This is a genomic window from Gilliamella sp. B2838 (assembly GCF_026536185.1).
Taxonomy (GTDB): Bacteria; Pseudomonadota; Gammaproteobacteria; order Enterobacterales; family Orbaceae; genus Gilliamella.
In genome coordinates, this window is sequence record NZ_JAFNOO010000008.1 from 1 (window position 1) to 13,239 (window position 13,239).

12 protein-coding genes and 1 pseudogene are annotated in these 13,239 nt (G+C 35.0%); 7 read left to right on the forward strand and 6 right to left on the reverse strand.

What is annotated here, in order from left to right:
• From J3U63_RS09110 to dnaB, 6 genes and pseudogenes are all read left to right on the forward strand, one after another.
• Positions 1-256, forward strand: a pseudogene (locus J3U63_RS09110) (hypothetical protein); the annotation flags it as partial.
• Positions 257-276: 20 nt separating this feature from the next.
• Entirely contained in the window at positions 277-771 is a 495-nt protein-coding gene (locus J3U63_RS09115; RefSeq protein WP_267371346.1) for a hypothetical protein, read from the forward strand.
• A 25-nt stretch (positions 772-796) separates the two neighbouring features.
• Positions 797-1,759 carry a putative type VI secretion system effector gene (locus J3U63_RS09120; protein ID WP_267371348.1) on the forward strand — a complete coding sequence of 321 codons (963 nt, stop codon included), beginning with the start codon at positions 797-799 and terminating at the stop codon, positions 1,757-1,759.
• Positions 1,760-2,188: 429 nt separating this feature from the next.
• On the forward strand, positions 2,189-3,211 hold the full coding sequence (locus tag J3U63_RS09125) for an aspartate-semialdehyde dehydrogenase (RefSeq protein WP_267366477.1): 1,023 nt from the start codon (positions 2,189-2,191) through the stop codon (positions 3,209-3,211).
• Positions 3,198-3,989 carry a tRNA pseudouridine(38-40) synthase TruA gene (gene truA / locus J3U63_RS09130; RefSeq protein WP_267371351.1) on the forward strand — a complete coding sequence of 264 codons (792 nt, stop codon included), beginning with the start codon at positions 3,198-3,200 and terminating at the stop codon, positions 3,987-3,989. The genes J3U63_RS09125 and truA overlap by 14 nt, the downstream gene beginning before the upstream one ends.
• Positions 3,990-4,036: 47 nt before the next feature.
• Entirely contained in the window at positions 4,037-5,461 is a 1,425-nt protein-coding gene (gene dnaB / locus J3U63_RS09135; RefSeq protein WP_065798771.1) for a replicative DNA helicase, read from the forward strand.
• Between the two features lie 63 nt (positions 5,462-5,524).
• On the opposite strand, the gene J3U63_RS09140 is transcribed toward dnaB, so the two are convergent.
• From J3U63_RS09140 to J3U63_RS09160, 5 genes are all read right to left on the reverse strand, one after another.
• Entirely contained in the window at positions 5,525-6,361 is an 837-nt protein-coding gene (locus J3U63_RS09140) for a metal ABC transporter permease (protein WP_267366481.1), read from the reverse strand.
• Complete coding sequence (locus J3U63_RS09145) at positions 6,358-7,224, reverse strand: metal ABC transporter permease (protein WP_267333397.1); 867 nt, start codon at positions 7,222-7,224, stop codon at positions 6,358-6,360. Before J3U63_RS09145 ends, J3U63_RS09140 begins: the two co-directional genes overlap by 4 nt.
• Complete coding sequence (locus tag J3U63_RS09150; RefSeq protein WP_267348953.1) at positions 7,225-8,121, reverse strand: manganese/iron ABC transporter ATP-binding protein; 897 nt, start codon at positions 8,119-8,121, stop codon at positions 7,225-7,227.
• Positions 8,121-9,044, reverse strand: a complete 924-nt coding sequence (locus J3U63_RS09155; RefSeq protein WP_267343507.1) for a metal ABC transporter substrate-binding protein — start codon at positions 9,042-9,044, stop codon at positions 8,121-8,123. The genes J3U63_RS09150 and J3U63_RS09155 overlap by 1 nt, the downstream gene beginning before the upstream one ends.
• A gap of 379 nt (positions 9,045-9,423) precedes the next feature.
• Positions 9,424-11,457 carry an autotransporter outer membrane beta-barrel domain-containing protein gene (locus J3U63_RS09160; protein WP_267371353.1) on the reverse strand — a complete coding sequence of 678 codons (2,034 nt, stop codon included), beginning with the start codon at positions 11,455-11,457 and terminating at the stop codon, positions 9,424-9,426.
• Between the two features lie 190 nt (positions 11,458-11,647).
• Here J3U63_RS09160 and J3U63_RS09165 point away from each other — a divergent pair, with 190 nt between their 5' ends.
• A complete protein-coding gene (locus J3U63_RS09165) occupies positions 11,648-12,568 on the forward strand; it encodes an L-lactate dehydrogenase (protein ID WP_267371354.1) in 921 nt (306 codons plus the stop codon).
• Positions 12,569-12,738: 170 nt separating this feature from the next.
• On the opposite strand, the gene J3U63_RS09170 is transcribed toward J3U63_RS09165, so the two are convergent.
• Positions 12,739-13,239, reverse strand: a complete 501-nt coding sequence (locus J3U63_RS09170; protein ID WP_267371355.1) for a CbrC family protein — start codon at positions 13,237-13,239, stop codon at positions 12,739-12,741.

Below are 13,239 nucleotides of genomic sequence, written 5' to 3' on the forward strand. Positions count from 1 at the left end.
TGAAACAGAAAAAGATAAAACAGAAGACAGCTCAAAGCAACAAACCGAAACATCATCAACGCCTGCCACGTTAAGCCAAAATGGTAAGGTTTGGTTTATGCACCCAGTTGCCCTTATGAATTACTTTAAATTTAAAGCAGGCATTGTGACTTATCATATCTATCAGAATGGAAAAATAGAGAAGCATATACCACATGAAATCTTAATTGGTTATGAACAAAAATATAGATTTTTTTACCATGTAAAAAAGGATTAGATAAATTCTTTTATTATTCCATGCTATTTACAGGTGCTGTATCTACTTTTGATCTGTTTTTTCAGTTAGGTAAAAGTAGTTTAATTCAAGTATTGGATAGGGGTATTGTATTTTTAATAAATCAATTAACAACACAAATACTTATAAGATCTATTGTAGTTTATGGAGGCAGGGCGTTATTATCAATACTAGCAGTTGCCTTAAATCCTTGGATTTCTATAGGTTTATTTTTATTCCAATTATACTATGAATTAAATAAACCGGATGAGATCGAAGAGTGGATGAACCTAAGTCGTTTTGGTCAATCACAGATTTATGGAGAAAGTGGTCATTTTGAACGTTACAAAACATTAGAAGATGAAGTCACAGCCCTTAAAGCAATATTTGAAAAATTTAAACAACAATTACAAGACTACTATGCTGAACAAGAAAGAGAAAGATATGAAAGAGAGGGGCAGTACAGTTTGTCTGCTTCAGAGTGGCAAATTTTAATCAATCCACCTTTCCCTAGATAAATTTAAATAAAATAAGAGGTGTTATATGTGCTATGCAAAATATGACGGCAAAGATATCACTTATAAAGATAAAGATCAGGTGTTAAAAAAAACAGGACTCAAAATAGAAGATCCAACATTGCCACCTAAAAATTTAGTAAAATTAACAGGTACACTATCTGATTTTAAAGGGCTTTTTTGTTTTGCTCAACTTGGTGATGGCGCTTATTTAAGTGAAGCACAAAAAGAAAAACAGAAAGCCAAACTTCAAAAAGGTGCTTTACTTGCTACGTTAAATGGCAATACTGCAGCGGGACTTGCAGCATTGGGACATGCTAATGGTGGTGACCGCAGTAATTATTTTCGAGCACAATACATTACTGCCCAACTTAATAATAATATTACCCTCAAAGGTTGGCTGGGTTATTATAAATTTAATGAGGGTGATCAAGTTGAAGTGATAGCCGAGAAACGTGATGATTATTATGAAGTCTATGCCATGTTAAAACCCAGCGAGCAAATTATTTCTATTATCCCCCTCTGTTATGCTGGTCGCAATCAAGCTTTTAAAGCTTGGTTTTGGATAGTATTTATATGTTATATCATTTGTGTATTATTAATGAATTATTTTGTTTTAGACTTTTCTTTCGAAAATCTTTTAATCGGATTTAGTTCGCTTGGTTTACTCATCGGACCGGCTTCAGTAATTGTTAAGAGAAATTCAATTGCTACTCATATAAAACTTGCGGAAAGAATTTTCACTCTTTTAGGATGGAAAAATGTCAAAAATATTAATTTAATTACTGTAAGTAAACAATATATCGATAAATCAATTACTCAAGGGAAAGTTTTAACTGATTGGCAGCAAGATACAGATCCATATATAAAACCTTCCCTAAGTGGTAATGGGTGGTACTTTTTTTATTATGATCCTGAAGTGCTTTGTAAGGAAGAAGGTAACCCTTTATCAGAGGATAATAAAAAGACACAACATGAAGATGGTCAATAATGGTTTAAAAATGAGTCGGTGGTTTTTAGGGTGTTGAAATAGTAATAAGGAAGAAGGACTAATATGCTCTATGCAAAAAATAGGGTAACAATTAATGATTTCCTATCAATTTTGAAAACATAAAAAGTTTTAACTTTTTTAAAAAGATATATGACGTTTACTAATAGGCGTTTTTCCGAATAATTTATAAAAATAAGGTAATAGTAATAAAAAAATAATCAATTCTAAAATTCTATTTTAGAATTAAAAACTATTAATTTTAATCAATGTTGGCGAATAACAATTACATTACCCTATAGTTTATATAGACTATTTTGGTTAAACATAAATGGGTTAGAAATACTACATGATGTTTGTTATGATCTTTTGCGCTATCTTAGATAAGATAATGGTATAATAGCCTATACTTTTTTTAATTAGGTTTAAGATATGTCTGCATGGAATATTGCGATTGTTGGTGCGACAGGGCAAGTTGGTTCTGCATTAGTTGAATTGTTACAACAAGATAACTTAGCACAAGCTAATCGATTCGAAATTGAAAATCTTTATTTAGTTGGCAGTGATAATAGTGAAGGCGAAATTGTACGTTTTTCGGGTAAAAATTTAACGGTTGTTGATAGTAATCAAATGGATTGGGGACAATGCCATTTTGCTTTTTTTGTTGCGGGCGTTAAAACCAGTGAAACGTATGCGCAGATAGCAGCGCAATCGGGCTGCATTGTGATTGATGCAAGTGGTTATTTTGTCGATGAGGATCATATTCCTTTAGTCGTTCCTAAGGTAAATAATAATGTTTTAACTGAGTATCGTAATGAAAATATCATTGCTGTTGCTAGTGCAACAGTCTGCCAATTATTACGTTGTATTGCACCTTTGACAGATATTGAATTACTTACCAATTTGCATGTTACTAATTTCATTCCATCCTCTTTATATGGTAAATCAGGGGTTGATGAATTAGCGGGGCAGAGTGCTCGGTTGTTAAATGGAATGCCAGTTGAAAATGCCATATTTGATAATCAATTAGCCTTTAATTTGTTACCGATTTCTCATCAAACTGAGCATTTGACACTCAGCGAAAAATCACAAGTAAATCAAATTCGCAAAGTAATGAATAATTATCAATTGCCGGTATCAATTGAATCGATCATTGTTCCAGTTTTTTATGGGCTTGCGCAATCAGTCAATGTGTCAAGTAGTTTACCCATTGAATTAGATATGACACGTTTTAATGACTATGGCGTCGAAGTGCAAAATGATGATTTGCCTACCCCTGTTACCGAGGTCAATACTGAATCTGAAGATAAATTAACCATAAAATTAGCTAATCTAAGACACAGCTATGGTAATTATGAGCAAATTCAATATTGGTCAGTTGCAGATAATATTCGTTATTTAGGCGCATTGATGCTGATAGAGACCCTCGAGATACTCATTAATGACTATCTGTAAAATTGCACTGGGTATTGAGTACGATGGTAGTGACTATTTTGGTTGGCAAAAGCAGCAGTCGCACGACTCTGTTCAAGAAAGGTTAGAAACGGCCTTATCGATTGTCGCTAATGAACCCATTACCGTTTTTTGCGCGGGCAGAACCGATGCCGGTGTGCATGCTACAGGGCAGGTGGTTCATTTTGAAACCCAAGCCCAACGTTCACACGGTGCCTGGACGATGGGGGTGAATTCGCATTTACCAACTAATATTGCTGTGCGGTGGTCGCACGCTGTCGATGATAGTTTTCATGCACGATTTAGTGCAACGGCAAGGCGGTATCGTTATGTGATTTATAATCATCGTTATCGACCGGCAATTTTAGCTAAAGGTGTTTCTCATTATTATTTGCCATTGAATGAAACATTAATGCATCAAGCTGCGCAATATTTATTAGGTGAAAATGATTTTACATCATTTAGAGCGGCTCAGTGTCAGTCATTAACCCCTTGGCGTAATATTCATCATATTGAAGTGACAAGGCAAGCTGAATATATTATTGTGGATATCAAAGCGAATGCTTTTGTGCATCATATGGTACGTAATATTGTAGGCAGTTTAATCGAGGTCGGTGCAGGCAATCAGCAGCCACAATGGATTCTTGATTTGCTCAAAGCTAAAGATCGAACACTCGCTGCTGCAACAGCAAAACCGGAAGGGTTGTATTTGGTTCAAGTGGACTATCCATCGGAATATCAGATCCCCAATTCTTTTTTAGGTCCATTATTTTTACATTAAGCATAATTGCTTATAACTAATCCAATTTAACTAAAAAGATGAATGCAATGAATACTGATGATATCAATTCCAGTAAAGATGATAAAAATAAAGAAACAAAAAAATCAAAACTGCATAATATCAAATTGCCACCACACTCTATTGAAGCAGAACAAGCCGTGCTTGGCAGTTTAATGCTTGATAATCAACGATGGGATGTTGTGGCTGAAATGATTACTGAGCGCGATTTTTATTCTCGTCATCATCAATTAATTTTTTCAGAAATGCATACTTTGGTCGGTAAAGGTACGCCGATTGATTTAATTACACTATCGGAAAGTTTAGAAAGTAAGGATATTCTTGCTGATGTTGGCGGATTTGCCTATTTGGCTGAACTTTCAAAAAATACCCCAAGTGCAATTAATGTCGTTGCTTACAGTGATATTATTCGTCAGCAAGCGATTTTACGTGAACTGATTAGCGCATCAAATGATATTGCTGATAACTGTTATGCAACTGAAGGGCGAGATAGTAGCGAAATTTTAGATCTAGCCGAAAGTAAAATATTCCAAATAGCGGAAAGCCGAACAAAACAGGGTGAAGGACCAAAGAGTATTACTGATGTGCTCGAGGCAACGGTTGCCAAAATTGAAGAGCTCTTTCAGCGTCCACACGACGGAGTGACAGGTGTTTCAACCGGATTTATTGATTTAGATAAGAAAACAGCTGGTTTACAACGTTCAGATCTTATTATTATTGCAGCAAGACCATCGATGGGTAAAACGACTTTTGCTATGAATTTGTGTGAAAATGCAGCAATGATGCAAGAAAAGCCTGTGCTGATTTTCAGTTTAGAAATGCCCTCAGAACAGATTATGATGCGTATGTTGGCATCGCTCTCTCGGGTTGATCAAACACGTATTCGAACAGGTCAGCTGAAAGATGATGATTGGGCCAGAATATCGAGTACGATGGGATTGCTTTTAGAGAAAAAAAATATCTATATTGATGATTCATCGGGACTTACCCCTATGGAATTACGCTCAAGAGCAAGACGTATTTATCGTGAACATAAAGGTTTGAGTATGATTATGGTCGACTATTTACAGCTTATGCGTGTTCCTAATATGTCTGAAAATCGAACCTTAGAAATCGCTGAAATTTCACGTTCTTTAAAAGCATTAGCGAAAGAATTACAGATTCCTGTTGTTGCTTTATCACAACTTAATCGTAGTTTGGAACAGCGAGCAGACAAAAGACCGGTTAACTCGGACTTACGTGAGTCAGGTTCCATTGAACAAGATGCCGATGTGATTATGTTTATCTATCGTGATGAAGTTTATAATGAGGCTTCAGAGCATAAAGGTATTGCCGAAATTATTTTAGGTAAGCAACGTAATGGTCCTATTGGTAAAGTTAGATTAAAGTTCCAAGGCCAGTTTTCGCGCTTTGATAATTACGCCGATTCAAGTAAATATTTGGATGACGAGTAATTACTTTTATATTGCTAATATAGATGCGCAAATGGTTGATTTTAAACATTTGCGCAAGTTCAGTTAGTTTTGTGTTCTTTTATTAACGACATATCGATAAACCTGTGCTATAACAAAAATAATTGCTTGTAAAATAACAATGCAGGCACTGGTGGATGCGTCTGAATAGTAGCTAATCAATGTGCCTGTCAATGTTGAAAATACCGAAACGATAACAGCAATAATCAACATTAGATCAAAACGTTTAGTAAGTAAAAATGCAGTAATGCCAGGGGAAATTAACATGGCAATCACTAAAATCACCCCAGCAGCTTTGAGTGAACCGACTATGGTTAAAGCAAGCACACTGAGCAAACCATAATGTAATAAGCGAACGGGTAATCCGATCACTTGAGCCTGTATTGCATCAAAGCAATATAGCATAAGATCTCGACGTTTTATAATGATTAAAATTGAAACTGTGGCAGCAATTAAGATGATTTGTTTTAATTCATCGTAACTTGTCCCAAGCACACTGCCAAATAAAATATGATTTAGATGTTGTGATGTGTCGACTTTTGAAAAAAGCACTAAGCCAAAAGCAAACATGCCTGAAAAGACAATGCCCATTACCGTATCTTCTTTAATTCGGCTATGTTCTTTAATGTAGCCAGTTGCCACAGAGCAACATAAGCCAGAAACAAATGCACCAATGATAATTGGAATGCCTGCTAAATAAGCTAACACAATCCCAGGTAATACAGCATGCGAGATGGCATCGCCCATTAATGACCAACCTTTTAAAACCAAAAAGCAAGAAAGTAGTGCACAAACTATACCTGTTGCCATGGCGGCTAAAATAGCACGCTGGATAAGGGGCAAGGTTAATGGATAATAGATAAAATCCCATAATTCTGTCATACATTTGCCCCTTTCTTTAACTTTGATTGTTTTATTTTTCGCTTATTAGAAATTAAGCCTTGTCTAGGTGCAAATAAAAATGCAGTCATAAAAACTAAGGTTTGTAGTGTAACAATTACACCACCGGTTTCACCATTGAGAAAATAGCTAATCCAAGCACCTATTGCACTGGTTGATGCACCAATCACGACCGAAATAATTAATAGATGTGAAAAACGATTCGTTAATAGGTAAGCCGTTGCGCCAGGGGTGACGACCATTGCGATAACTAAAATTGCGCCCACCGTTTGCAAAGCGGCTACTGTGCAAGCACTTAAAATAGTGAAAAAAAGAATTTTTAATTGTAAGGGTTTTAAACCAATTGATCTGGCATGAGTTTCATCAAAGAAAACAACTAACAAATCTTTCCAAAACAACAGTAATAGTATAAATGACACTAAGATGATAATTTGTACTTGCCACATATCACTATCGTCAATGCCAAGAATATTACCAAAAATGATAGTTTGCACATTAACGGAAGTTGGATTGAGTGAAATAATTAACAGGCCGACAGCAAAAAAAGTAGAAAAGATAAAACCAATAATTGCATCTTCTTTTAATCGAGTAATGGTGCGCACAATAATAATGGCCAGTGCGGCAAGTAATCCTGTAAAAAAAGCGCCGACAGAATAGGGTAGCCCAAGAGCATAGGCACCGGCAACACCTGGTACTACTGAGTGGGAAAGTGCATCCCCCATTAGTGACCAGCCTTTTAGCATTAAAAAAGCCGATAAAAACGCACAGGCGGCCCCTACAATGCTACTTACCCAAATGGCTTTAAACATAAAGCTATAAGTAAAAGGTTCAAGTAGGAATTCCATTTATTGTTGTCCTTTTGGTTCATTACCTTGCTGTTCAACAAGTAAATTTTGATGAGGTGAATCATCCTTACCTTCACCATAAAAAATCGCTGCACGTTCGTCATCGGTTAGTATCGATACTTTACGCGGATCTTCGTCTTCATGTAATTGAGCACCAGATAGACTTAAATAACGTAATGCACCACCAAAGGTTGTCATTAAATTCTGAGGAGTAAATGTGGTTTTAGTTGGACCAAATGCCAGAACAGTTTGATTAATCAACACCACCTGATCACAAAATTCAGGCACACTGCCTAAATTATGGGTTGAAACTAAAATTAAATGCCCTTCTTTACGTAGCGCTTTAAGCAAATCAATGATTGCATTTTCTGTTTTAACATCAACACCGGTAAAGGGTTCATCTAATAGCAATACTTTTCCTTGCTGAGCCAATGCTCGAGCTAAAAAAACACGTTTTTTTTGCCCACCGGAAAGTTCACCAATCTGTCGATGTTTAAAATCAAGCATATTGACGCGTTCAAGTGCAATATCAACTTGTTTTTTATCTTCCTGACTCGGAATACGAAAAAAAGACATATGCCCGTATCGTCCCATCATCACAACATCAGAAACTAAAACGGGGAAGTCCCAATCAACTTCTTCAGTCTGTGGAACGTAAGCAATGATATTTTGCTTTAATGCCTGCCTTACTGGAATATTATTAAATGTTACGCGTCCTTGAGTTGGTTTGATTATTCCCATAATACTTTTAAACAAAGTCGATTTACCGCTTCCATTTACGCCAACAAGGGCACATATAGTGCCGCCATTGAGCTTAAAACTGGCATCATGAATTGCGGTATGACCATTATTATAAGTCACGGTAATATCATCAACATTTAGGCAAATTTGAGTCATTATTTTTCAAATCCTTTAGCTATTGTTTCAACAGTAACTTTTAATAAATCAATATATGTAGGTACAGGCCCATCTTTTGTTGATAAAGAATCGACGTATAAAACGCCTCCATATTTGGCACCGGTTTCCTTGCTTACTTGTTTTGCTGGTTTATCTGAAATGGTACTTTCGCTAAATAATACAGGAATGTTTTTTGCTTTGACTAAGTCGATAAGATTTTTAACTTGTTTTGGTGTTCCTTGTTGTTCTGCATTAATGGGCCATAAGTAAGCTTCTTTTAGATTATAATCTCGAGCTAGATAGCTAAAAGCCCCTTCACTGGTTACTAACCAACGTTGAGCATCAGGAATTTTAGTTAAACGTTCACGCAGTGGAGCATCAAGCGCTTTTATCTTGGCAATATAGTCAGCTGCATTTTGGTTATAAATATCAGCATGTTTAGGATCATATTTAACAAACGCTGCGCGAATATTTTCTATATAAGTTAAAGCAAGTGTCGGAGACATCCAAGCATGAGGATTTGGGTTACCTTTATAACTACCTTCTTGAATTGGCATCGGTTCAATCCCTTCAGTAACTACAACAGAGGGCACATCTTTAATATCTTCAAAAAAACGTTTAAACCATAATTCTAAGTTAAGACCATTCCATAATACTAAATCAGCAGAAAGGGCTTTAGTAATATCTTGTGGTGTCGGATCGTATTCGTGGATTTCGGCTCCCACTTTTGTAATCGATTCAACATCAGCGGCATCACCGGCGACGTTTTTAGCCATATCTTGGATCACGGTAAAAGTTGTCACGACTTTAAATTTTTTTTCGGCTGCTTGGGCTGAACAAAATAGTCCAGCAATTATAATTAACGATGACAGTATCGTCCTAAATACTGTTTTATTATTGTTATTGAATAAATTAAATTCCATTATCAGCTCCTGTTGTATAACATACTAGAAATCAATTAAATAGTAACAAAGTCGTGAGTTGTTATATCTGATATAATCATTAGAAATAGTTATCTTTTTTTACATAAATATTATTATTTAAATGTTAATGAGAATTATTATCATTTAAATAATAAATGTCAAATTATTTTTACTTAGCGGGAATAAATATTTCCCCATTTATCTATATGAATTCATTCTAAATAAAAACGTTGTAAAATAGCAGACTATGTTCTCTATTTGAGCAATAGATGATACGGTAAGAAACTTGCTGATTTATTGAGATAAAAATCACATTCATATGATTTAGAATGTGATTTTTAGTTTTCATATTATAATGCGGCTTTATGGTCTGGTTAGATTAAAAAGAATAACGGTAACCACCATTCACTTGTAGTAAATTAAATCGATTACCCGTAGAGCTTTCAACATCAAGGTAAATAGTATGTGCTTTATTAACTTGAGCACTTACACCTATGCTGTTATTCCACCAGTTTCCTTCAAATGAATGGCTCTCTTTATTTCCATTTAGTTTGTAGTAAGTATCGCCATCAAATTCCCGAACAATGCCTGTTTTAGCATAAAGATTAATGTTGCTATTTTCAGTATTGACTTGATAACCAAACAATGCAGAAGCACGACCAATTAATGAGTTATAGTTACCTAATTTGACGTTAAGCCCGTTGGTTGCATTAATTGATGTACCATTTTGGTGGCTATAAGCGATTTGCGTTTGTGGTTCAATATAAAAATTGTTAATTTGATATTTTTTACCTAGCTCTAATGATACGCCAAGTCCATTGGTATGACCGGTACCTTGAACGCGATTATCAGCAGTATCTTTCACTTTGAAATGATTTTTTTGACGTGCATATTTTGCTACACCATCTAGGTAGAAACCACTTTCATCTAAATACGTTGTATAAAACCCTGTATTAAATGATCTTAAAGAGCCGTCGCCTTTACGGTAGTCAGGATCACCATAAGTTTGGCCAACAAAGGCACCAATAACAAACGGTGTGTTTTCTGATAACTGTTTATCGGCACCGAACTGGAATCCATGATAATTCATGTCAAACTTACTTAATTTTCCGCTCGAAAATGAATCTAATTTTCCAGAAAAGCCCCTTAACCAAACATCGCCAAACGTACCACTATTCCGCATATCACCTAATCGTTTCAGTAATGTTTGTGTTTCAACATAACTCATTAAATAGTTGGCATTAAGGAATCCAGCACTGGCATTTGCTGTTGTTGTAATTTGTGGTTTTGAGCTTGTGTTATTATCATTTTTATCTGTATTAGTAACAGTGCCATTACTCACTAATACCCAATTATTTCCATCTTTAGTTAAATGGTATTTGTATCCACCTAACTCAACTTGATGATCGGTTTTAAATTCAGCGGTGCTGGTTGCATTTTCATCAATGTCTACCAATGTTAATTTTTCTTGTCCTGTGGTTTTTGAAGAGCCATTATTAATCAAATTAAGAGTGTGATGGCCTTCAGCTGAGTTTTTGATAATGAGTTTATCACTTTTTTCAGCAGCGATATCGGTACTCATTGTGAAATTTAATGCACCTTTTAGGTTTTCAACAGTTAAATTTTTGAAAGAAGGCGATCGAGCCTGAGTATTGTGATCAAATGTAACCGACCCCGCACCTGATAATTGCGTGATATAGGAACCATCCTCATCAATTTCCCAATTTGCATTTTTAGCAAGATCAATGATAATCTTACCAGCTAGAGAATCAACGCCATCAATTGGATCAATCTCAGCGTTACTATATGCGGATCCTAAAAATTTAGAACCATCAGCTAAATATAATTCGACTATTCCACCATCATAAGCCTCTACTTGACCAATTATTTGCGATTTATTTTTAATGATTAATTTTCCTGATTCTTGAACGTTAAGATCACCATTTATTATTGATTCTCCATTTAGTGTTAAAATCCCATCAATCATTGAAATTGCATTTGAATTGTCTTTGTGATCTATATTTAATGTTGTTTTTCCATTAACTTCAATAACTGAATTATTGAATATACTTATTGCATCAAATTTAAAACCTTTTACATCTATGTTTAAATCACCATTAAATACTGTTGTGGAATTACCATCAAAGCTGGTTGAAATACCGGAAATATTTGAATCTGAGTTTGAATCATTATTCCGTTGTAAATTGATGTTAACGTTTTTCTCAAAAATAGTTTGACTATTTTTCAATATATCAATGCCTGAATTAAGTTCACCTTCAAGTTCATTATAATTATGGGTTGATGGTATATTGACTTCTTCAGTAAAAGTTTGATTACCTGATAAATTTATTGCCATTGCGGTTAAAGGTGTAACTAAACTAACACCAAATCCTATAATGATTTTTTTTTTCATTGTTTTTCCTTCCTTTTAAGATTGTCGATGATTTTAGCAATGAAAAAAAAGTTGTTCAAGAATTAGTCATCATTTATTTTTACAATCAACTAACATTAAATCTTACTTGTAACATCTTGAATCTTAAAAAAACAGGAGTATAACTAAATCTAATTGTGAAATTTTTAAACTAAAATTAGGTAGGTTAAAGATGAAACTTCGTAAAGTGATGATTATTGGTGTTGGCAATGTGGGTTCAACAACCGCTTATACTTTTGTTAATCGTGGCATATGTGAAGAGATAGCGCTGGTCGATCTTAATAAAGATTTAGCCTATGGTCATGCTCAAGATCTTTTGGATGCAGCAGCTTATCGGCAAAATATGATCAAAGTGAGTTTGCGTGAATCGACCGATTGTGCTGATATTGATATTGCGATTATTACAGTAACTTCAGGATTAGCACAAAAAAGCCGTGATGAGGAGCTTGCAGGCACATCTAAAATTGTGGAAAGTATTGTGCCGAATATGATGAAAAATGGCTTCAAGGGTATTTTTTTGATAGCAACCAATCCTTGTGATGCAATTACTTATCAAGTCTGGAAACTATCAGGTTTACCTCGTCATCGAGTTATTGGTACAGGAGTTTGGCTTGATACCGTGCGATTACGTCGCTTACTAGGTGAGCAAATGGATATAGGACCACAAAGCATCGATGCCTTTATAGTTGGTGAGCATGGTGATTCGCAATTTCCGGTTTGGTCGCATTCTTCGGTTTATGGTATTAATCTTAATCAACTTGAAAAAAATAAAATTGATTTTGTTGATATTGGGACTAAAGCAAAAAATAAAGGTTTTGAAATCGTTAAATATAAGCATTGTACTGAATATGGTATCGCTAGTACCATTACTGAAATTTGTCAGCATATTTTTACTAATAGCCATCGAGCCTTAGCGCTTAGCTGTGTTTTAGATGGGGAGTATGGCTATAAAGATGTCGCTATAGGGGTACCGGCAATTTTGGATCAACATGGGATTAAAAAAGTGATTCAACTTGACTTTAACGAAATCGAGAAACAGCTGTTTGATAAAAGCATTAATATTGTGAAAGGTTATATTCGACATATTAATTAATCTTATTAGGTTTCTATTTTATGCCATACCTTTATCAGCAACAGAGCGATATCAATAAGCGTGTTGTCTGATTCTATTTTAAGCCGATTGATAAATCGGCTTCATCGTTTTGTACAATTTGATTTTTGATGATTGGGTAAATTAACTTCATGAAAATGGTGTATAGCTATTTAGTTGCAATCAATATGCAATCTTTTCTTACCACATTGAACACACTCAAATAGATAACCAGTCAGTGAGCCATCTTTGGATAATGACGTTCTTAATAACTCCTCTGGGTAATCAATATCATCTTTAATCTCATCAAAATAGGGAATAATTTCTGCAAATCCGACATAACCGATAAATGCACAAGGCTCATTACAATGCGTTAACCATACTTCTTGCTGCCATGATGAATAACTGGGTGTTTTTAATATGAGCTCGTCAAGCTTTTCAGGCGGCAGCTCATCTATACTGTTATCATCATTGAATTGACCGTGATATTTTTTTGCCGCAGAACCGTCAGCAATACACCATGGACAGATATATTCAGGCTTTTCTTGGCTGTAAAGCGGTAAGTCATATTTTATTGAACGAATTTTATGACAAACCGAGCAAATCCCATCTTTTTGACTAAAAATATCTAGCTGATAAGCGTTGGGATGATATTTAAAAGTAGGTAAACACAT

Excerpts from the sequence above, each read along its gene's own strand:
- J3U63_RS09140 (WP_267366481.1), bottom strand. The coding sequence starts at position 6,361 with ATGACAGAATTATGGGATTTTATCTATTATCCATTAACCTTGCCCCTT.
- dnaB (WP_065798771.1), top strand. The coding sequence starts at position 4,037 with ATGAATACTGATGATATCAATTCCAGTAAAGATGATAAAAATAAAGAA.
- J3U63_RS09165 (WP_267371354.1), top strand. The coding sequence starts at position 11,648 with ATGAAACTTCGTAAAGTGATGATTATTGGTGTTGGCAATGTGGGTTCA.
- J3U63_RS09170 (WP_267371355.1), bottom strand. The coding sequence starts at position 13,239 with ATGTGTTTACCTACTTTTAAATATCATCCCAACGCTTATCAGCTAGAT.
- J3U63_RS09150 (WP_267348953.1), bottom strand. The coding sequence starts at position 8,121 with ATGACTCAAATTTGCCTAAATGTTGATGATATTACCGTGACTTATAAT.
- J3U63_RS09115 (WP_267371346.1), top strand. The coding sequence starts at position 277 with ATGCTATTTACAGGTGCTGTATCTACTTTTGATCTGTTTTTTCAGTTA.
- J3U63_RS09155 (WP_267343507.1), bottom strand. The coding sequence starts at position 9,044 with ATGGAATTTAATTTATTCAATAACAATAATAAAACAGTATTTAGGACG.
- J3U63_RS09120 (WP_267371348.1), top strand. The coding sequence starts at position 797 with ATGTGCTATGCAAAATATGACGGCAAAGATATCACTTATAAAGATAAA.
- J3U63_RS09160 (WP_267371353.1), bottom strand. The coding sequence starts at position 11,457 with ATGAAAAAAAAAATCATTATAGGATTTGGTGTTAGTTTAGTTACACCT.
- truA (WP_267371351.1), top strand. The coding sequence starts at position 3,198 with ATGACTATCTGTAAAATTGCACTGGGTATTGAGTACGATGGTAGTGAC.
- J3U63_RS09125 (WP_267366477.1), top strand. The coding sequence starts at position 2,189 with ATGTCTGCATGGAATATTGCGATTGTTGGTGCGACAGGGCAAGTTGGT.
- J3U63_RS09145 (WP_267333397.1), bottom strand. The coding sequence starts at position 7,224 with ATGGAATTCCTACTTGAACCTTTTACTTATAGCTTTATGTTTAAAGCC.